Origin of the sequence: Isoptericola sp. F-RaC21 (assembly GCF_038593535.1) — a bacterium.
GTDB lineage: Bacteria > Actinomycetota > Actinomycetes > Actinomycetales > Cellulomonadaceae > Isoptericola.
In genome coordinates, this window is the sequence record NZ_JBCFYX010000004.1 from 484,591 (window position 1) to 504,683 (window position 20,093).

Here is a 20,093-nt window from a genome sequence, read left to right on the forward strand (position 1 = left end):
AGTGAACGTTCCCGTCCCCGACACCCCCGACGCGGCGTCGGGGCCCCGGAAGCGCAACCCCTATCTCGACGTCCTGCGCGTGCCGGGCGCCGCCCGGTTCTCGGTCGCGGGCGTGATCGCCCGGCTGCCGATGTCGATGGTCGGCATCGGCACGGTGCTCATGGTGCAGGCCCTGTACGGCTCGTACGCGATGGCGGGCCGGGTGTCGGCGGTGCTGGTGGTGGCGCAGGCGCTGGTCGCGCCGCAGATCGCCCGCCTCGTGGACCGGTCGGGCCAGGCCCGTGTGATGACCCCGATGCTGGTCGCGACGACGGTGGGGCTGCTGGGGCTGATCGTGGCCGCGGCCCTGGGCGCGCCGGAGTGGGTGCTGTGGGTGTGCGCCGCGGTGGGCGGGGCGAGCCAGGGCTCGTACGGGTCGCTCGCCCGGGCCCGCTGGTCCCACGTGCTCCCCGAGGCGCAGCGGGTGCACACCGCCTACTCCCTGGAGTCGGCCCTCGACGAGCTGGTGTTCATCGTGGGGCCGGTGCTGGCGACGACGCTCGCGACGACGGTGATCCCCTCGGGCGGTCTGCTGGTGGCGGCGGTCGTGGGCGGCGGCGGCGCCGCCTGGTTCCTCACGCAGCGCCGCACCGAGCCGCCCGCTCGGGGCCGTGCGGCGCTGCCGCAAGGCGGCGGCCGCTCGGCGATCCGCATGCCCGGGATGCCGGTGCTCGCCGTCGTCTTCGTCGGCATGGGCGTCATGTTCGGGTCGAGCGACGTCGCCACCGTGGCGTTCGCGGAGGAGCAGGGGGTCAAGGGCCTCGCCGGGCTGGTGCTCGCCTGCTTCGCGCTGGGCTCGATGGTCTCCGGCCTGGCGTACGGGGCCCGGCACTGGGTGTCCCCGCTGTCGATCCGCTTCACGGTCACGGCCTGCGGGATCGCCGTCGGGGTCTCCCTGTTCTTCTTCGTCCAGAACCTCGTGGTCCTGGGCGTGGTGATGTTCGTGGCCGGCTTCGCCATCGCCCCGACGCTCATCAACGGCAACGCCCTGGTGCAGGCGCTCGTCGCGCCGCACCAGCTCACCGAGGGCCTCACGTGGGTCGGTACGTCGCTGGGCGTGGGCGTCTCGCTCGGGTCGTGGCTGGCGGGCGTCGCCGTCGACGCGGTGGACTCGCACGCCGGGTTCCTCGTCACGATGTCGGGCGGCTGGGCCTGCGCGCTGCTCGCGCTCGTCGCGCTGCCCGGGATGCGGCGTCGTCGTCCGTACGCCGACCCCACCGTGGGTTGAGCCTGTCGAAACCCCGGGTCTCGACAGGCTCGACCACCACGGCGGTCAGGGCTCCGGGTGGTGCGCGTCGTAGCGCCAGAACCGGGGCTGCAGCCGCACGACCAGCCACAGCACGGCGACGCACGCCAACCCGCCGACCACGGCCGCCCATCCCTCACCGAACCACGTGGCCTCCGAGCCGAGCACCATCTCCCCGAGCCGGGGCCCGCCCGCCACGACGACGATGAACACCCCCTGCAGGCGGCCGCGCATGTGGTCCGGGGTCGCGGTCTGCAGGATCGACTGGCGGAACACCGACGAGATCGCGTCGGACCCGCCCGCCAGCAGCAGCGCCACGCCCGCGAGCACGACGGCGCCCCACAGGACGCCGTCCGGGGCGTCCGGCCCGACGGCGACGAGCACCGCGCCGAACGCGGCCACGCACAGCCCCCACGAGGTGATGGCCCAGACGATGATCCGGCCCTGCCACCGCACGCGGACCAGGGCGCCGGAGAAGACGCTCGCCAGGATGCCGCCGACGGCGAACCCGGCCGCGAGCACGCCCGTCGTCGCCTCCCCGCCGCCCAGGTAGAGCGCGCCCGCCGCCGGCCACAGCACGCGCGGGAACGCGAGCACCATCGCCGCGAGGTCGACGACGAACGTCGTGCGCACGTTGGGCCGCGTCGCGAGGTAGCGCAGCCCGTCGAGCACGGAGCTCAGCCCGACGACGCGCCGCCGGGCGGGCGCGGCGCCGTCCTCAGCCGTGTCGTCCTCGCCCCTGTCGTCCTCGGTCGTGGCCCGCTCGGGCGGCACCGCCGGCAGCCGCCACACCGCCCACAGCGCGGCGGTGAACAGCAGCGCGTCCAGCGTGTAGGCGATGCCGTACCCGCCCCAGCCGACGAGGGTCGCGCCGATGAGCGGGCCGCCCGTGAGGGCCACGTTCATCGACAGCGTCTGCAGCGCGTTGGCCGCCGGCATGAGCTGCGGCTCCAGCAGCCGCGGCACGATCGACGTGCGCGCCGGGTTGTTGATGGCGAACGCCGCGGACTGCAGCGCCACCAGCCCGTACAGGAGGTTCACGGAGCCGACGTCGAGCCACGCCTGCACCGCGATCGCGGCGGTCACCAGCCACAGCACCGCCGACGCGAGCAGCGAGACGCGGCGCCGGTCGTAGTGGTCCACCAGCGCCCCGCCGTACAGGCCGAGCGCGACCAGCGGCACCAGCGCCGCGATGCCCAGCGTGCCCACCGCGAGCGTCGAGCCCGTCAGCGCGTACACCTGCAGGCCCACCGCGACCACGGTGACCTGCGTGCCGATGTTCGAGACCCCGAGCCCCCACCACAGCCGACGGAAGGCCGGGGAGACGCGCAGCGGCGTGAGGTCGGCGATCAGTCGGGGCACGGTGTCCCAGGGTAGGCGTGTTCCGCGGGCAACCCCGGGCGGGTCTGCCGGGACCCTCCGTCGAGGGTCCGGTGATCGTCCGCCCGGGGCCGCCGCGCGCACCCCGCGGCGCCGGTGCGTCGTGGGCGCGGCCCGGCCCCCTGCGCCGTGCTGCGCCCGCGCCGACCCCAGCCGGGGCGGCGCCGCCACGGGACACTCCCCAGTGATCCCCCGTGACGACGCCGCCCCGTCCGGAGCCGGTACCGGCTCCGGTGGGGTCAGCGGTGCTCGACCGCCGCCACCTCCTTCCGACGACGCAGCACCAGCGCGCCGCCCGTCAGCATCAGCAGCAGCGCCAGGCCCAGCAGGCGCAGGTCACCGCCCGTCGTCGGCAGGGACTGCATCGCGCCCGTGCCGTCGGTTCCTGACATGCCGTCGATGCCCTCGATGGCGTCGGTGCCGGCGGCCGCCGCGAGGCCGTCCGACCCGGTGCCCGTCACCGGCACCAGGCCGTCCGAGCCCGGCGCACCCGCGATCGGGTTGCCGACCGGCACCGTCCCGCCGTCGCCAGCGCCCGTGCCGTCGCCGGATCCGTCGTCACCGGTGCCGTCGTCACCGGGAGTGCCGGTGCCGTTGTCGCCGTCACCAGGGTCGGTGCCGTTGTCGCCGTCACCCGGGTCCGTGCCGTTGTCGCCATCACCCGGGTCCGTGCCGTCGCCACCGTCACCCGGGTCCGTGCCGTTGTCGCCATCACCCGGGTCCGTGCCGTCGCCACCATCGCCCGGATCCGTACCGTCGCCACCATCACCCGGATCCGTACCGTCACCGGGGTCGGTGGCCGTGGCGCCGTCCTCGAGGACGTCGTCGACCAGGCCGTCGTCAGCGAGGACGTCGTCGGTCACGCCGCCGAGGTCGCCCTCGAGCAGGTCGTTGGCCGTGTCGTTGACGTCCTGGACCACGTGCTCGACCAGCTCGTCGGTGACACCCTCCTCGGGCTCGTCGGCGCCGACGACGTCGTCCACCACGCCGTCCTCGCCGGCGATCCCGTCGACGGTGTCCTCGACCAGGTCACCCGTACCGAGCACGTCGTCCACCGTGCCGGTCGAGTCCACGACGTCAGCCAGCACCGGGTCCAGACCCTGGTCCTCCAGCACGTCGTCCACCAGACCGTCCTCGGCGGTCACGTCGTCCACCACGCGCGGCAGATCACCGGCCGTCACCGAGTCCACCGTCGAGTCGACATCGTCCACCACGGCCTCCACGAGACCGTCCGTGACACCGTCCTGCGGCTCGTCGGCACCCAGGACGTCGTCCAGCACGCCGTCCTCACCAGCGATCCCGTCGACGGTGTCCTCGACCAGGTCACCCGTGCCGAGCACGTCGTCCACCGTGCCGGTCGAGTCCACGACGTCAGCCAGCACCGGGTCCAGACCCTGGTCCTCCAGCACGTCGTCGACCAGCCCGTCCTCGGCCGTGAGGTCGTCGGTCACCGCGCCGAGGTCGCCCTCGGTGAGGTCCCCCACGACCTGCTCGACGTCGTCGAGCGCGTGCTCGACGGCCTCGTCGGTGACGCCGCCCTCGGGCTCGTCGGCACCGACGACGTCGTCCACCACGCCGTCCTCACCGACCAGACCGTCCACGGTGTCCTGCACCAGCGTGCCGGTGCCGACGGTGTCGTCGACCGTGCCCGCCAGGTCGGAGACCTGACCGACCAGATCGTCCGCGGCCGTGTCGACGCCACCGTCCTCGAGCGCGTCGTCCAGCAGCCCGTCGTCGGCAGCGACGTCGTCGAGGACGCCCGGCAGGTCACCGGCCGTCACCGAGTCGAGCGTCGAGTCGACGTCGTCCACCACGGCCTCCACGAGACCGTCCGTGACACCGTCCTGCGGCTCGTCGGCACCCAGGACGTCGTCCAGCACGCCGTCCTCACCGAGCAGACCGTCCACGGTGTCCTCCACCGTCGAACCGGTGCCCAGCAGGTCGTCCACCGCACCGGTGGAGCCCACGACGTCAGCCAGCACCGGGTCCAGACCCTGGTCCTCGAGCACGTCGTCGACCAGACCGTCCTCGGCGGTCACGTCGTCCACGACGCCCGGCAGATCACCAGCAGTGACCGAGTCGAGCGTCGAGTCGACGTCGTCCACCACGGCCTCCACGAGGCCGTCCGTGACACCGTCCTGCGGCTCGTCCGGACCGAGGACGTCGTCCACGACACCGCCCTCACCGAGCAGCCCGTTCACCACCGGAAGCAGCAGCGGCTGCGTGCCCAGGACGCCCTCGACGGTCCCCACGGTGTCGGACACCGTCCCGGCGAGCTCGTCCACCGCACCGTCCAGGCCGGCCACGTCGCCGAGGTCGCCGAGGTCGCCGAGGTCGCCGAGGTCGCCGAGGTCGCCGAGCTCACCGAGGTCGCCGAGCTCACCGAGGTCGCCGAGCTCACCGAGGTCACCGAGGTCACCGAGCTCACCGAGGTCACCGAGGTCACCGAGGTCACCGAGGTCACCGAGCTCACCGAGGTCACCGAGGTCACCGAGGTCACCGAGGTCACCGAGGTCACCGAGGTCACCGAGGTCACCGAGGTCACCGACGATGGTGTCCGTCGCACCGTCCTCCAGCGCGTCGTCCAGCAGGCCGTCGTCGGCGACGACGGAGTCGACGACACCGTCCAGGTCACCAGCGGTCACCCCGTCGAGCGCAGAGTCGACGTCACCGAGCACGTGCTCCACGACCTCGTCCGTCACCCCGACCTCGGGCTCGTCAGCCCCGACGACGTCATCCACCACGCCGTCCTCACCGACCAGACCGTCCACCGTGCCCTGCACCACCGGAGCGGTCCCCAGCGAGGAGTCGACCTTCCCGGCCACGTCCGACACCCCGGCCAGCACGTCATCCACCGTGCCGTCGAGTCCGGGCAGCGCCCCGCTCAGACCAGGCAGCTCACCGCCGCCCAGCCCGGGAAGCGACCCCAGCTCACCCAGGTCACCCAGGTCACCCAGGTCACCCAGACCGTCCAGCCCCGGCAGACCGGCCACCGTGTCGCCCTCGAGCACGTCATCGACAAGCCCGTCATCAGCAACGACGGAATCGACGACAGCGTCCAGGTCACCAGCGGTCACCCCGTCAAGAGCGGCATCGACGTCGCCGAGCGAGTGCTCCACGACCTCGTCCGTCACCCCGACCTCGGGCTCGTCAGCCCCGACGACGTCATCCACCACGCCGTCCTCACCGACGAGACCGTCCACCGTGCCCTGCACCACCGGAGCCGTGCCGACCGCGGAGTCGACCTTCCCGGCCACGTCCGACACCCCGGCCAGCACGTCATCCACCGTGCCGTCCAGACCCGGCAGCGCCCCGCTCAGACCAGGCAGCTCACCGCCACCCAGCCCGGGAAGCGACCCCAGGTCACCCAGGTCACCCAGGTCACCCAGTTCACCCAGTTCACCCAGACCGTCCAGCCCCGGCAGACCGGCCACCGTGTCGCCCTCGAGCGCGTCATCGACAAGCCCGTCATCAGCAACGACGGAATCGACCACACCCGCCGGGTCACCAGCGGCCAGACCGTCGAGCGCAGAGTCGACGTCACCGAGCACGTGCTCCACGACCTCGTCCGTCACCCCGACCTCGGGCTCGTCAGCACCGACGACGTCGTCCACCACGCCGTCCTCACCGACGAGTCCCTCGACCGCGCCGTCGACGCTCGCGCCGACGGTGTCCTGGACCGCGGTGCCGGTACCGAGCACGCCGTCCACCGCGCCGGTCGCCGTGTCGACGGTCTCGCCGACCTGGCCGAGCGCCTCGTCGACGCCCTGGTCCTCGAGCGCGTCGTCGACGACGCCGCTGTCGGCCGTCACGTCGTCCACCACGCCGTCGAGGTCACCTGCGACGAGATGCCCGGCCGCCTGTTCGACGTCGTCCACCACGTGCTCGGTGACCTGGTCCGTGACGCCGGACTCGGGCTCGTCGGCGCCGAGGACGTCGTCCACGACACCGTCCTCGCCCGCGATCCCGTCGACGGTGTCCCGGACGGCCGACCCCGTGCCGAGCGCCTCGTCGGCGGCCCCGGCGACATCCGACACCTCGCCGGCCGCGCGGTCCACGGTCTCGTCCACCACCGCGCCGGCGCCGCGGTCCGCAGGCTGCGGTACCCCGCCGTCGCCTCGGTCGTCGCCCCCGCCAGGGGTCGCACCGCCGTCAGCACCGTCCTGAGCGCCGTCGCCGGAGCCCTTGTCGTCCGAGCCCTTGTCGCCCGAACCCTTGTCGCCCGAACCGCTGTCACTGGGACCCTGACCGCAGGTGCATCGGTCACCGGAGTCGTCGCCACCGGCGTCCTTGGCGCCCGACGCCGCGTCGCCGGCCCCAGCCCGGTCGTCATGGCCTGGCCTCGTGGGCTGGTCCTCGATCGCGTCGTCGACGACACCGCTCTCACCGGCGACGTCCTCGACGACGCCCGCGACGTCGCCGGACTGGGCGTCGTCCGCCGTGCGGTGGACGTCGTCGGCGACGGCGTCCACGAGGTCGTCGGTCGTCGTGTCGGACTGCTCGTCCGGTCCGGCGACGTCGTCGGCCGCACCGCCATCACCGGCGACGCCGTCGACCGCGTCCTCGACCGCCTCGGTGTCGACCTCGGGCAGGTCGACCGGCGTGTCGAGCTGTGCGTCGTTGGTCTCCTCGGAGACCTCGCTCAGGTGGAGGTCGACCGAGGTGTCCGCACCGACGGTGGCGTCGACGACGTCATCGTCCGCTGCTTGGGCCGTCACGGCCCCGGCGACCACGAGGCCGCCTGCGACGAGCGCGACTTTCAACGCTCGTCGGACATGGGTATGCATGATCCGCTCCTGACTGACGTGGTACGCGGGTGGCGGACGCCGCCCGCGGTCGCGGTCGCGCACCAGGGCGCGACGCGGCCACGTCAGGCAGGAGAGACGGGGATGTCGAAGGCGACCGCCGGGAGGCGGTCGAGCTGGTCCGCCGCGGGGGCCGTCCAGGCCCGTGCGGTCGGGTGCAGGTGACCCACGAGGTCGGCGGCGGCGTCGCCGCCCGACGGCACGCGGGTGGTCGAGGAGGAGCCCGACGATGCGGGGCTCGTGGCGGGCGCCGACGACGGCGCGGCCGGCGTCGTCTCGCGATCCGCGGTGGCCTTCTCGCCGGCGTCGGCGGCGGTGTCGACCGCCACCGCGGTCTGCCCGTGCACGGCCGCGGGGGCGAGGTCGCCCGTCGGCTCCGCCGGGATCGCGGTCGGCTCCGCCACCATGGCGCGGTCGGCGTCACGGTCGGCGGCCTGTTCGGGGACCGGCGCCGCCTCGTCCGCCGGCACGACGGGCGAGCGCGGGGGCACGGGACGCGCCGATGCGGCGTCTGCGCTCGCGCCGGCCAGGCCGGGCACAGGCTCCAGGACCGGCTCGACGACCGGAGCCGCGGCGTCGGCCACAGGCTCCACGACCGGCGCCAGCACGCCGCCGACGGGCTCGACCACGGGGGCGAGCGCATCGACCACCGGTGCGGCGGTGTCGAGGACCGGGTCGACCACCGGCTTCAGGGAGCTCGTCACCGGCTCCACCAGCCCGACGACGGGCCGCAGCACCGGGTCCAGCGTCGTCACGACCGGCGCGACGACGTCGCCCACACCGTCCGTGACGGGGGCGAGGGGCCGGGTGGCCTCGTGCACGATGCGGCCCACGGGTTCGAGCACGGGCGACAGGCTCTTCGTCACGGGGGCCAGCGTCTGAGCGGCCGCACCCGTCGCCGGCTCGAGCGCCGACCCGACCGGCGTGGTGACGCCCTCGACGACCTTCGTCACCGGGTCCAGCACCGGCGACAGCGGGGCCACGACCTCCTCGACGAGCGCGCCCACCGGCCTCGTCACCGCGCCGACCGGCCGGGTCACCGCCTCGACCGTCGCCGCCACCGGCTCGAGCACCTTGCGTCGCTCCGCGGAACCGTCGTCGGTGTTCTCCTCCGACTCCGGCGCGGACCGTGGCTCCGCAGCGGGCGCGGACTCGTCGGCGCGCTCCGCCGCCTCGGCGGGGTCGAGTCCTTCGGCCGCATCTGCCGCGTCGGCCTCGTCAGCCGCGTCGGCCTCGTCCGCCTCGTCGGCGTGCTGCTCGGTCGCGGCGTCCTCGGGCTGCTCGGCCGCGACGTCCTCAGCGCGAGCCGACTGGTCCTCCGGCTCTTCGGGACCCCGCGCCGCCTCCGCCTTCTCCGCGTCCTCGGCGTTCTCCGTGCCGGACAGCTCGCGAGCCACACGCTCGGCCGTCTCCTCCGCGGGCGCGACGACCTCGTCGTGCACCTTCTGGCGCAGCGGCTCGACCTTCTCACGGACGGGGGCGACGGCGTCCTCGACGGCGTCGCGCAGCGGTTCGGACGGCGTCTCCCGCTCGACCGGTTCCGCCGGGGCGGCCCCGTCCCGATCCGGCTCCTCGGCACGCGGCTCCGGCGCCCGCTTCTCGACCGACTGCTTCTCGACCGGCTGCTTCTCGACCGGCTGCTTCTCGGTCGCAGCCGTCGCGGGCTCCTTCTTCTGAGGCTCCGCGGCGTCGCCGCCGTGTCCGCCGTCGTCACCGTGGTCGGCGATCGACCGGACGACGGACTTCAGCGGCCCGTCCCGCCCGGCGTCGTCGTCGGCGGACGCGGACCCCGCGAGGGCCACGCTGAGCGCGGCCGCGCCGGCGAGACCGACGGCGGCTCCGGCCACGCGCGCGAGCCAGCGCCGGCGGTGTGCTGCCGCCGGAGCTCGGTCCACGCTGCGTGTCACTCGGCCCCCTTCGATGCCACGCGAGGTCAGGTGCTGCTCGAACATGACCCAAGTCACACTGTGACGCCGGAGCAACGGTCCTGCAACATCAGGGGCCCGAGAGGTCGCGCCCTGCGGGTCAGGCCACCGACGTCCCGAACAGCAGCCCGAGCGCGTACGTGACGGCCGCGGCCCCGAGCCCGATCGCGAGCTGGCGCAGCGCCCGCGTCCAGGGCGACGTGCCGGACAGCAGCCCGGTGATCGCGCCTGTGACCAGCAGCGACACGCCCACGAGCGCGGCGGCCACGGCGATCGCCGCGAACCCGGTGAGCCCCAGCAGGTAGGGCAGCACGGGAATGATCGCGCCGGACGCGAAGAAGCAGAAGCTCGAGATCGCGGCGCCCCAGGCGGTGCCGTGCGTCTCCAGGTCGTCGTCCTGCTCGACGGCGGGGGCCGGGGCGGGCTCGTCCTCCCGCTCGTCCTCGAGCACCTCCGGTGCCAGCGTCCCGGTCGCGGCCAGCCCGGCGAGCACGCGGTCGGCGCGCCCCTGCGCCTCGTCGGACGACATGCCCCGGGCGCGGTAGACGAGCGCGAGCTCGTTGGCGTCGACGTCGAGGTGCGGCAGCACGGTGGCGCTCTTCGGGTCGGGGGTGGAGGCCTCGAGGAGCTCGCGCTGCGAGCGCACCGACACGAACTCGCCGGCGCCCATGGACAGCGCCCCGGCGAGCAGGCCGGCGACGCCGGTGAGGAGCACGGTCTGCGACGAGACGCCGGAGGCGCCGATGCCGAGCACGAGCGCGAGGTTGGAGACCAGGCCGTCGTTGGCGCCGAAGACGGCGGCGCGGAACGTGCCGGACATCCGGTTGCGGCCCCGGGTGGCGAGCGCCCGCACCACCTCCTCGTGGATCTGCTCGTCGGCGGCCATCGTGGCGGTCGCGTGCTCGTCGGCCTCGTACGACGAGCGCGCTTCCGCCCGCTGCGCGAGGGCGAGCACGAAGACGCCGCCGAAGCGCCGCGCGAGCAGGCCGAGCATGCGGGTGCGCAGGTCGCCGCGCAGCGGCCGGCCGACGTCGTCGCCCAGCAGGTCGAGCCAGTGCTGCTCGTGCCGCTTCTCCGCGTCGGCGAGGGCGAGCAGGATGGCACGCTCCTCGCCGGTGCGCCGGCGGGCGAGGTCCCGGTAGGTGGCGGCCTCGGCCCGCTCGTCGGCGAGATAGCGCCGCCACTTGCGGATGTCGGCCGGGCGGCGGGCGGGCAGGTCGTTCTCGGGCATGTCGTCGCCAGGCATGGCAGTGCCGTCGGTCATTCCGCCATGATCACCGCCGAGGGCCGCCCGTGGGTTCCGGGCGGAGCCGCACCGTCTTCCGGTGCCGCCCGCCCGAGTTTTCGGCCGTCCGCAGCCCGTGCCCGCGCCACTCTCGGGTCGGCGGCGTGGACGCGGCCCCGAGTGTCACCGGCTCGGGGCACAATGGGGGCGGCAACCAGGGGCTCGGACACTGGGAGACTCCGGCGTGATCATTGTCAGCACTGACGGCTCGTGCCTCCGCAATCCCGGGGGCGCGATCGGCTGGGCGTGGATCGCCCACGAGGGCGGCCGCTTCGACTCCGGCGGCGCCGCGTCCGGCACCAACCAGGTCGCGGAGCTCACCGCGCTCTTGCGCGCGATCGAGGCGCACCCCGGGGCCGAGCCGCTCCTCATCGAGTCGGACTCGCAGTATGCGATCCGCTGCGCGTCCGAGTGGATCCACGGGTGGAAGCGGAAGGGCTGGCGCACCGCGTCGGGCGACGCCGTGAAGAACCTCGAGCTGATCCGCTCCATCGACGCCGCGATCACCGGCCGCGAGGGTCCCGTCCGCTTCCGGTGGGTGCGCGGTCACGTGGGCAACCCGTTCAACGAGCGCGCCGACCAGCTCGCCGGGCTCGCCGCCCAGGACTGGGCCGCCGGACGCGGCGGCGTCGACGAGCTGCTGCTCACCGAGGACGCCGGCACGGGCGGCTCCCCGCGCGAGGACACGACGCACGACGCCGGGCGCCCGGCCGGGCGGTCGTCGCGCGACACGGCGCTGCCCGAGGTCACACCCGTCGGCGCCCGCAGCGACACCGGCTGGGAGCTCGGAACCCTCTTTGACTAGCTCACTCGCGTCGAGCCCCGCCCCGCCGGCGGCGGGCAGAGCCGCCGGCGGCAGCGACGTGACCTTCGAGCACGCCTCCGACCGGCCGCTCGACCTCGGGCTGACGCTCGGCCCCTTGCGGCACGGCGCTTTCGACCCGACGTTCCGTCGCACGCCCGACGGCGCGCTGTGGCGCACCACGCTGGTGCGCACCGGCCCGGTGACGCAGCGGTTCGTCGCGACCGGGGCGCGCACCGTCGTCGTGCAGCACTGGGGCCCGGGGTCGCGGGAGGCTGCGGAGGCCGTGCCCGACCTGCTCGGCGAGGCGGACGACGTCACGGGCTTCACCCCGCCGCCGCAGGCCCGCGACGCCGCGCGCCGCACCCCGGGGCTGCGGATGTGCCGCAGCGGGCGGGTGCTGGAGGCCCTGGTGCCGGCGGTGCTCGAGCAGAAGGTGCAGATCGTCACGGCGCACCGCGCGTGGCGCTCGCTCGTCGCCCGGCACGGCTCCCCCGCGCCGGGGCCCGCACCGGAGGGGATGCGGGTGGTGCCGTCCGCGCGCGGCTGGGCCGCCGTCCCGACGTGGGACTGGCACCGCGCCGGCGTCGACCCCCGCCGCGCCGCCACGGCGGTGCGCTGCGCCCAGGTCGCGGCGCGGCTCGAGGACGCGTCGACGATGCCCGCCGACGAGGCTCGCGCCCGGCTCGAGAAGGTCCCCGGCGTCGGGGTGTGGACGTCGGCCGAGGTGGCGCAGCGGGCGTTCGGCGACGCCGACGCCGTGTCCGTGGGCGACTTCCACCTGGCGGGCGCGGTCGGCTGGGCGCTCACCGGCGAGCGCACCGACGACGAGGGGATGCTGCGCCTGCTCGCGCCGTACGCGCCCCACCGGCACCGGGTGGTGCGCCTGCTGTTCCTCGACCGCAGGCCGCAGGCCCCGCGCCGGGGCCCGCGGCTGTCGATCGCGGACTACCGCGCGATGTGAGCGTCCGGTGGTCGAGACCGTTGGTTGAGCGTGTCGAAACCTCGGTCACCGGATCTCGACAGGCTCAATCACCGAATCCGCCGGTTGACCAGCGTTACTCCGGCAGGCTGCACACGCCGTCCACGCAGACCGCGCCGTCGTCGCCCAGCAGCTGCAGCGGGCGTTCGTCCGCGCCGTGATAGGGCGCCGCCGCCTCGGCCGCGCTGACGGTCATGAGCGTGGTGCGGCGCGGGTTGGCGATCGAGCGGTACGAGCTCTCGGTGGCGTCGTTCATGTTTCTCCTCCAACGGAACCACGGCCGCGATACGGCCGGGCGTGGTGGGCCCGGGACCACGGCGCGCCCGCGACGGTGCGGGCAGGCCTCGATTCTCGGTGATACCGCGTCTCACAGCCAGGGCTGGCGGTGTGAGATGCGCCTCGTCACGGCGTCGGTCAGGCCGAGACGCCCTCGGCCAGCACCTGGTCGAGCACCTGGACGAACACGTCCGGGTCCTGCGCGCCGGACACGCCGTAGCGGCCGCCGAGCACGAAGAACGGGACGCCGTTGATGCCGTACGCGCGGGCGCGGGCGATGTCGTCCGCGACGGCGTCGGCGAAGGTGCCGGCGTTCAGCGCGACGACGACGGCCTCCCGCTCGAGGCCCACCTCGGCGGCGAGGTCCGCGAGGTCCTCGACCCGGCCGACGTGCTCCCCCTCGGTGAAGTAGGCGCGCAGCAGGCGCTCCTTCATCTCCTCCTGCTTGCCGAACGCCTTGGCGAGGTGCAGCAGCTCGTGCGCCTTGAGGGTCTTGGTGTGCCGGACCTGGTCCATCCGGTACGTGAGCCCCTCGGCCGCCGCGAGCGCCGTCACCTGGTCCTGCATCTGCTGGGCGGTCTCCAGCGGGATGCCCTTGTGGTCGGCGAGGAACTCGGTCGCCGTGCCGTCGAAGTCGACGGGGGTGTCGGGCGAGAGCTCGAAGGAGTGGTACTCGACCTCCACCTCGGGGGCGTCGCCGTCGCGCTCCGCCATCCGCTGCAGCGCGGACTCGAAGCGGCGCTTGCCGATGTAGCACCAGGGGCATGCGACGTCCGACCAGACGTCGACCTTGAGCGGGGTCTTCTCGATGGCGGTCACGCACGTGCGAACGCCCCGCCGCGGGAGGCGATTCCCGCGGCGGGGCGTGTCGTGCGTCGCAGACGTCAGTTCAGCGGCGCGGCCTCGCGTGCGGCGGCCTTGGCCTCGCCGTCCGACGTCGGCAGCTGCCCGCCGGCGATCCCGGCGATCAGCTGGTGGATGTCCACGCCGGTGAGCTGCTTGACGACGCCCTGCCCCTCGCCGAGGACGGACGCCACCGACTTCGTCAGCGACGACGCGCCGTCCGTGGAGACGACCGTCATGCCCTGGATCGAGCCGATCGGCTCGGCTGCGGCCCGGACGATCTCGGGCAGGCGCTCGATGAGCTCCTGCACCAGCGCGGCCTCGCCGTACTTCTTCAGCGCCTCGGCCTTGGCGTCCGTGGCGACGGCCTCCGCACGGCCCTCGGCCTCGATCGCGGACGCCCGCGCCTCGCCCTCGGCCTTGATGCCCTCGGCCAGCGCCACCTGACGGTCGCGCTCGGCCTCGCCGGCGCGGCGCACGGCGGCAGCGGACGCCTCGGCGTCCTGGATGGCCGCCGTCTTGTTCGCCTCGGCGATGGTGGTGCGCTTGAACGCGTCGGCCTCGGTGGCGGCGTTCGCCGCGTCACGACGGGCCGTGGCCTCCTGAACCTCGGCGTACGCCTGGGCCTCGGCCGGCTTGCGGACCTCGATGTCGAGGCGCTCCTGCGTCACGCGGGCCTGCTCGGCCAGCGCCTCGCGCTCCTGCTGCGCCACGAGCCGGTCCTGCTCCGCGCGGGCGAGCTGGCCCGCGGCCTCGGCCTCGGCGTTCGCGCGGTCGGTGTCCGCCTTGATGGCGGCCTTCTTGAGGTCGAGCGCCTTCTGCCGCTCGGCGATCTGCTCGGCCGCCTCGATGACGGCGAACTCGGACACCCGGCGCGCCTCCGCCTCGGAGACCTCCGCGACCTGCAGGGCGCGGGCACCCTCCGCGCGGCCGAGGTTCGACAGGTAGTCCGACCCCGGCGTCGAGATGTCGGAGATGTTGAGCAGGTCGACCTGCAGACCCTGCTCGGCCAGGTCGGTCTTGGTCGACTCGACGACCCGGTCCGACAGTCCCTTGCGGTCGGAGATGATCTGCTCGATCGTCATGTCGCCGACGATGGAGCGCAGCGAGCCCTCGAGGGACTCCTTGATGATCTCGGTGAGCATCTCCTGCTGGGACAGGAAGCGCTGCGCCGCGCGGCGCACCCCCTCGTCGTCGCCCCGCACCTTGAAGTTGATCGACGCCTTGATCGCGATCTTGATGCGGTTCTTGTCGACGCCCTCGACGGTGATGCCGATCTGCCGCTGCTCGAGCGAGATCGCGAAGCCCTGCTGCAGGATCGGCCAGACGAACGTGCGGCCGCCGATGACGACGCGCTGGCTCTGGGCGGCGGACTCCTTCTTGCCGGCGCCGCGGCCGACGATGACGAGCGCCTGGTTCGGCGGGACCCGGCGGATGCGCTGGGCGACGAAGATGCCCACCGCGAGGAACGCCACCACGAGCGCGAGGACCGCGATCGTGGTGATGAAGTTGCTGTCGGACGAGTCGAACATGGTGCGCGCCGGAGCGCGTCTCCTTCCGGTCGGGGGGAGGTCAGCGGGGGTGCGGGCTGGGCTCGTACGCCCCGACCCGCACGGTGGAACCGGAGTGCTCGAGCACCACCACGCGCGACCCTGCCGCGATGGGCTCGTCGGAGCGGGCCAGGCGACGCTCGAGCTCGCTCGGGACGTCGAGGGAGACCTCGCCCGAGGTCGCCGTCACGTCCGTCGTCGCCGTGCCGTGCGCGCCCACGAGCGAGACGGCGACGCCGTCGTCGCTCGACGCGAGCCGTCGGACCAGCACCTGCGCCAGGACGACGGCCAGGAGGCCGACCACCGCGGAGGCCACGTACGCGATCCACGGGGCGAGGTCGTTGGCGACGACGATCGAGCCCACGGCGCCGAAGACGACCGCGCCGACGCCGAGCGACGTCCCCGACAGCGCGCCGTCACCGAGGTCGACGAGGTCGCCGACGAGGAGCGAGACGAGCAGGAGGAGCATCCCTGCCGAGCCGATGAGGACGAAGACGAGCACGCGGTCTCCCGAGGTGAGGGTGACGAAGATGTGAGGGTCGTGTGACGGCGACGACACCCTAGCGAACTCTGGACAGTTCCTGGACGGCCGGTCCACAGGCGCCTCCACGTGCCGCCGCGGCAGGCCTGCGCGATGCTCGGAGGCATGCCACTCGTGCCGAGCAAGGACCCCCAGCTCGTGCTCCTGCGCCACGGCGAGACGGAGTGGAGCGTGAGCGGCCAGCACACCGGCCGCACCGACATCGCGCTCACCCCGGCCGGCGAGGAGCAGGCCCGGACCGCGGGGCGCGCGGTCGCCGGCATCGCGTTCTCCGCCGTCTACACGTCGCCGCTCGAGCGCGCCCGCCGCACCGCCGCGCTGGCCGGCCACCCGGACGCCGTCGTCGACCCGGACCTCGCCGAGTGGGACTACGGGCCCGTCGACGGGCGCTCCAGCGCGGACGTGTCCGCCCTGCTGGGCCGCGGCTTCCAGATCTTCGACGACGGCGTGCGCGTGCTGCCGCCCGACCCGGAGCACGGCGACGGGCGGCCCGGCGAGCTCCTGGACGACGTCGCGACCCGCGCCCGGCGCTTCGTCGAGCGGGCCGACGCGACACTGCAGGAGGGCGGCAACGTGCTGGCCGTGGCGCACGGCCACCTGCTGCGCGTGCTGGCCACGGCCTGGCTGGGCATCGATCCGCGGTTCGGCGCACGGCTCGAGCTCGGCACCGCCGCGATCTGCCAGCTCGGGTACGGGCACGACCTGCGCACCATCGAGGGCTGGAACCTGCCGCCGCACGTCTGAGCAGCGCTGGGTGCGCTGAACGGCTCCGGCCCCGCCGGCCGGCGGTCTGGCACGATGTGCGGCATGTCGCTGAACCAGGACGACCTCATCGACGGCGAGCGCGTGGTCATGGACCTGCACGAGCACGCGAAGGCCGTGGTGTGGCCCTTCCTGCTGCTGCTCGTGCTGCTCGTCGCCGCAGCGTTCTCGTTCGTCGTCCCCATGGACGACCTGGTGCGGTGGATCGTGCTCGGCCTGCTCCTCGTGGTCGCCGTCGTGTGGGTGCTCGTGCCCTGGCTGAAGTGGCGCACCACCTCGTGGACCGTCACCACCAAGCGGATCGCCATGCGCTCCGGGATCGTCACCCGCGTGGGCCGGGACATCCCGCTCTACCGCATCAACGACATCGCGCTCGAGAAGGACCTCCTGGACCGCCTCCTCGGCTGCGGCACCCTGCAGGTCTCCGACGCCACCGAGAAGGCGGGCATGGTGCTGCGCGACGTGCCCCGCGTCGAGCGGGTGCAGGTGCAGCTGCAGGAGCTGCTGCACCACGCCGACGACGGCTCGGACGACGGCGAGTGGCCGCCGACCGAGCCGTCGCGCGGGCGCCGGCGCTGAGCCCCTGCTCGGTCAGCCCTTGCCCCGCGGCAGGGGAAGCGGCTCCATCCACTGGTCGTCGGCCGTGAGGTCGATGCCGAACTCCGACGCGAACCGCATCGTCGTGTCGACGAGGACGCCGTCCACCGACTCGTCGAGGCGGTAGACGCGGGCGCCCCGCAGGCGGTTGCGCTCCGCGCCGCTCAGCCCGTACGTGCCGAAGCCGGTGTTGCCGGAGTAGCCCAGCAGCACGCCGTAGTAGTTCCCGGAGTACGTGTTGACGTGGTCGTGGCCGCAGAAGATGCCCCTCACGTCGCCACGGTGCCGCACCGCCGAGAACAGGCCCGAGTTGAACGGGCCCGGGCACTCCTCCTCGTTGCGCTCCCCCACGATCCCGTGGCGCGCGACGCCGCGCTCGTGGTCCGCGGCCGTGCGGCCGTCGACCGAGCCGAACCACATGAACCGGTACTCCCACAGCGGGATGTGGATGAACATCAGCGACGGGATCGCGCGCCGGTACCGCTTCTCCAGCTCGACCGAGGTGCGGTAGTACCAGTCCACCTGGTCCATCCGCACCCAGTCCCACGTCGGGTAGCCCGTCAGGTCCTGCCCGTCGATCGTGCCCGGGGCGTACCGGCCCGAGTCGAGCAGCCACACGTTGAACGCCGGCTTCCCGTCCGTGCCGTCGATCAGCAGGTGCGAGTTGCCCTGGCCGGTGACGCCCTTCGCCGTCGGGCCGTTCACGTTGTAGCGGTAGGAGCGGTAGAACGCGAGCATCTGGGCCTCGTCGACCCCGCTGCTGGGCGTCGAGTCCTCGTCGTGGTTGCCGAACGTGATCGCCCAGGGGATCTGCCGCTCCTCCATCGGCTGGACCACGTTGTTCATCGCCTGCCGCATCTCGAGCGGGGTGTCGCAGCCGCCCGTGATGTTGTCGCCATTGAGGATCACCAGGTCCGGCTGCTCGTCGTCGAGCACCGCGCGCATGAGCTCCAGCGTGCGGCGGTCGATCTTCTCGTCGTCCTGGGTGTCGTTGAACTGCACGATCGTGTACGTGCCGTCCTTGCGGAAGCGCAGCCGCGGCGTGTGCCCCGCCCCCGCGGACGCCGCGCCGCTGGACGCCGCCGCCGACGGTGCCGCGGCGACGGCGGTGCCTGCCGCGCCCAGCCCCGTCAGGGTCATGAACGTGCGGCGGCCCAGCCCGTCCCGCTCGGAGTCGTCGACGTGCTCGTTCTGGTTCTCGGTCATGCCCCGGAACGTAAGAGGCCCGGGAGACGTCGGGGGCACCGGGCGATGAACCTCCCGTGCACAGGTGTCGAACAGCACGGCCGTCGGACAGCGCGGCGGTCGGGACGCCTGCTCGGGGCGAGCTCAGAAGGGCGGCGGCCCGTCCCGGTCTCCCGGCGGGCGGGCCGGCGGCCGGGACGTGACGCGAGGGTCCTGCGGCACGGGGTCGCGGGCGAACCGGTGACCGGTGGGCGCGATCCAGGTGGTGCGGCCGTCGTCCGGGTCCCGTGCGACCTGCCACCCGCCGACCGTCTTGGCCCGGTGGTGGGTGCGGCACAGGGCGTGCAGGTTGTCGCCGTGGGTCTGCGGTGCGCCCGACGCGGGGTCGAACGGGTCGACGTGGTCGAGGTCCGACGACGCGGCGGGCACCCGGCAGCCGGGGAACGTGCACGTGACGTCCCGCGCGACGACCGCGGCGCGCAGCGCGGCGCTCGGGCGGTAGGAGCGGGGGGACAGGTCCGTCAGCACGCCGCTCCCCGGGTCGGTGAAGAGGCGCTGCCAGACGGCGTCCGGGTCGGACGCGAGCGCCCGCGCCATCGCCGGCGGGATCGGGCCGTGGCCGGCCAGGATCGCGGGCAGGTCGTCCGAGCCGAGCAGGGTCGACGCCGCCACCGTCACCCGGATGCCCGCACGCGCGCCCCGGCACGACGGGGACACAGGTCCGTCCACGTCGCCGCCCGGTGCCGTGCCGCCGGCGGCGGGCCGTCCGGTAGCGAGCTGACCGTTGGCGAGCCGTCCGGTGACGAGCGCGGTGAGGGCGTCGGCACGGCACTCGTCGAGCCGACGCGACTCGCCGGGCGCCCGGCGCAGGGCGAGCCCGGCGTCGTCGATCACCGCGAACGCGCGCGCGGCGTCGTCGGCGGGCAGGTAGGCGGTGAGGTAGGCCATCGCGTCGTCGACCGGCTCGAGCCGGACGAAGCGCTCGGCGCGCGCGGCGCGGTGCCGGGCCTCCGTGCCCTCCGGGTCGGCCTCGATCTCCGCGCGGCGCATGCGCGCGCGGATCTGCGGGACGGTGAGGCGCTCGGCGTCGGGCAGCACGCCGGCGACCACCTCGCGGCGCAGGGGGTCGGGCAGCCGGCCCGCGTCGATCAGCGCCTCCGCCTTGCGACGGTCAACGACGCCCGCCGCGAGGGCGTCCGCCACCTCGGGCAGCCGGGCCGTCCCGTGCGCCACCGTGACGAGCTGCGCGGCCGCGTGCCGGGTCTGGCCGAGCCGCGCCGCGACGGCGTCCGCCACGAACTCGTGCCGCGACGAGCCGCGCGTGCGCTCCAGCATCTCGGCCAGCACGCGCGCGGAGCCCGCCTGCGCCCAGGCGGCGACCCGCTCCCACGCGGCCAGCACCTCCAGGATCGTGAAGTCGTCGAGCTCGGCCTCGTCCAGCGACGCGAGCGTGCCCGCGAGGTCCGGGCCGGGGGCCGCGTCGTCCAGCACGGCGAGCAGCGGACGGTCGAACGGGTCGTCGCTCAGGCTCCCGGCCGCCGAGCCCGCGCGGGCCGTCGCGGCTGGTGCCCTGTCGTCGCGCGCCGGCGCCTCGAGCTTCCCGTGCCGTGGCGCGGCGCCGTCAAGCGTCGGGGTGTCCAGCGTCGGGGTGTCCAGCGTTGCGGTGTCCGGCGTCGCGGCGTGCAGCGTCGCGGCGTGCAGCGTTGCGACGTCCAGCATCGCGGCGTCCACCGTCGCGCCGTCCGGCGCCCAGCGCACCCGGGCGGCGCGATCGCCGAGGCGCTCGTCCCGACCACGCTCGTCCCGACCATCGCCGGGCCCGTCGCCACCGAGCAGGCCGGCGAGGGCTCGTTCGAGGACCGTCGCGCGCACCGC

At 74.3% G+C, this 20,093-nt stretch carries 15 protein-coding genes; 5 read left to right on the plus strand and 10 right to left on the minus strand.

From position 1 onward, the window contains the following. The first annotated feature begins 1 nt into the window (after window position 1). Window positions 2-1,267: an MFS transporter gene (locus AAG589_RS17055; RefSeq protein ID WP_430568470.1), complete on the plus strand. Its 1,266-nt coding sequence runs from the start codon at window positions 2-4 to the stop codon at window positions 1,265-1,267. 45 nt (window positions 1,268-1,312) lie between these two features. Here AAG589_RS17055 and AAG589_RS17060 read toward each other — a convergent pair whose 3' ends face one another. The 4 genes from AAG589_RS17060 to AAG589_RS17075 all read right to left on the minus strand — a co-directional run bounded on the left by AAG589_RS17060 (window position 1,313) and on the right by AAG589_RS17075 (window position 10,641). After that, entirely contained in the window at window positions 1,313-2,647 is a 1,335-nt protein-coding gene (locus AAG589_RS17060) for an MFS transporter (RefSeq protein ID WP_430568471.1), read from the minus strand. A gap of 257 nt (window positions 2,648-2,904) precedes the next feature. Then, window positions 2,905-7,383, minus strand: a complete 4,479-nt coding sequence (locus AAG589_RS17065) for a hypothetical protein (RefSeq protein ID WP_430568472.1) — start codon at window positions 7,381-7,383, stop codon at window positions 2,905-2,907. A 152-nt stretch (window positions 7,384-7,535) separates the two neighbouring features. Then, window positions 7,536-9,377, minus strand: coding sequence for a hypothetical protein (locus AAG589_RS17070; RefSeq protein ID WP_430568473.1), 1,842 nt, complete (start codon window positions 9,375-9,377; stop codon window positions 7,536-7,538). A 118-nt stretch (window positions 9,378-9,495) separates the two neighbouring features. After that, window positions 9,496-10,641 (minus strand): VIT1/CCC1 transporter family protein, encoded by a 1,146-nt coding sequence (locus tag AAG589_RS17075; RefSeq protein ID WP_430568705.1) that lies wholly within the window; start codon window positions 10,639-10,641, stop codon window positions 9,496-9,498. 223 nt (window positions 10,642-10,864) lie between these two features. Between AAG589_RS17075 and AAG589_RS17080 the strand changes: the two genes are divergently transcribed. Both AAG589_RS17080 and AAG589_RS17085 read left to right on the plus strand, forming a co-directional pair. Next, window positions 10,865-11,485: a ribonuclease H family protein gene (locus AAG589_RS17080; RefSeq protein WP_430568474.1), complete on the plus strand. Its 621-nt coding sequence runs from the start codon at window positions 10,865-10,867 to the stop codon at window positions 11,483-11,485. A 58-nt stretch (window positions 11,486-11,543) separates the two neighbouring features. Next, on the plus strand, window positions 11,544-12,446 hold the full coding sequence (locus tag AAG589_RS17085) for a DNA-3-methyladenine glycosylase family protein (RefSeq protein ID WP_430568475.1): 903 nt from the start codon (window positions 11,544-11,546) through the stop codon (window positions 12,444-12,446). 94 nt (window positions 12,447-12,540) lie between these two features. Here the strand turns inward: AAG589_RS17085 and AAG589_RS17090 are convergent, their stop codons facing one another. The 4 genes from AAG589_RS17090 to AAG589_RS17105 all read right to left on the minus strand — a co-directional run bounded on the left by AAG589_RS17090 (window position 12,541) and on the right by AAG589_RS17105 (window position 15,692). Next, window positions 12,541-12,720 (minus strand): hypothetical protein, encoded by a 180-nt coding sequence (locus AAG589_RS17090; RefSeq protein WP_430568476.1) that lies wholly within the window; start codon window positions 12,718-12,720, stop codon window positions 12,541-12,543. A gap of 158 nt (window positions 12,721-12,878) precedes the next feature. Further along, window positions 12,879-13,559, minus strand: a complete 681-nt coding sequence (locus AAG589_RS17095; RefSeq protein WP_430568477.1) for a DsbA family oxidoreductase — start codon at window positions 13,557-13,559, stop codon at window positions 12,879-12,881. 65 nt (window positions 13,560-13,624) lie between these two features. Continuing rightward, window positions 13,625-15,115 carry a flotillin family protein gene (locus AAG589_RS17100; protein WP_430568478.1) on the minus strand — a complete coding sequence of 497 codons (1,491 nt, stop codon included), beginning with the start codon at window positions 15,113-15,115 and terminating at the stop codon, window positions 13,625-13,627. A gap of 40 nt (window positions 15,116-15,155) precedes the next feature. Then, entirely contained in the window at window positions 15,156-15,692 is a 537-nt protein-coding gene (locus AAG589_RS17105; protein WP_430568479.1) for an NfeD family protein, read from the minus strand. A gap of 87 nt (window positions 15,693-15,779) precedes the next feature. On the opposite strand from AAG589_RS17105, the gene AAG589_RS17110 reads away from it, so the two are divergent. Together AAG589_RS17110 and AAG589_RS17115 are read left to right on the plus strand one after the other, a co-directional pair. After that, window positions 15,780-16,418 (plus strand): histidine phosphatase family protein, encoded by a 639-nt coding sequence (locus tag AAG589_RS17110; protein ID WP_430568480.1) that lies wholly within the window; start codon window positions 15,780-15,782, stop codon window positions 16,416-16,418. 63 nt (window positions 16,419-16,481) lie between these two features. Continuing rightward, on the plus strand, window positions 16,482-17,015 hold the full coding sequence (locus AAG589_RS17115) for a PH domain-containing protein (RefSeq protein ID WP_430568481.1): 534 nt from the start codon (window positions 16,482-16,484) through the stop codon (window positions 17,013-17,015). A gap of 12 nt (window positions 17,016-17,027) precedes the next feature. Here the strand turns inward: AAG589_RS17115 and AAG589_RS17120 are convergent, their stop codons facing one another. Together AAG589_RS17120 and AAG589_RS17125 are read right to left on the minus strand one after the other, a co-directional pair. Then, window positions 17,028-18,239 (minus strand): metallophosphoesterase family protein, encoded by a 1,212-nt coding sequence (locus AAG589_RS17120; RefSeq protein ID WP_430568482.1) that lies wholly within the window; start codon window positions 18,237-18,239, stop codon window positions 17,028-17,030. 123 nt (window positions 18,240-18,362) lie between these two features. Further along, complete coding sequence (locus tag AAG589_RS17125) at window positions 18,363-20,090, minus strand: HNH endonuclease signature motif containing protein (RefSeq protein ID WP_430568483.1); 1,728 nt, start codon at window positions 20,088-20,090, stop codon at window positions 18,363-18,365. Window positions 20,091-20,093 lie beyond the last annotated feature (3 nt).

Bases quoted from the DNA above. Each gene is read 5' to 3' on its own strand.
- AAG589_RS17075 (WP_430568705.1), bottom strand. From the start codon at position 10,641: ATGCCTGGCGACGACATGCCCGAGAACGACCTGCCCGCCCGCCGCCCG.
- AAG589_RS17090 (WP_430568476.1), bottom strand. From the start codon at position 12,720: ATGAACGACGCCACCGAGAGCTCGTACCGCTCGATCGCCAACCCGCGC.
- AAG589_RS17100 (WP_430568478.1), bottom strand. From the start codon at position 15,115: ATGTTCGACTCGTCCGACAGCAACTTCATCACCACGATCGCGGTCCTC.
- AAG589_RS17110 (WP_430568480.1), top strand. From the start codon at position 15,780: ATGCCACTCGTGCCGAGCAAGGACCCCCAGCTCGTGCTCCTGCGCCAC.
- AAG589_RS17115 (WP_430568481.1), top strand. From the start codon at position 16,482: ATGTCGCTGAACCAGGACGACCTCATCGACGGCGAGCGCGTGGTCATG.
- AAG589_RS17120 (WP_430568482.1), bottom strand. From the start codon at position 18,239: ATGACCGAGAACCAGAACGAGCACGTCGACGACTCCGAGCGGGACGGG.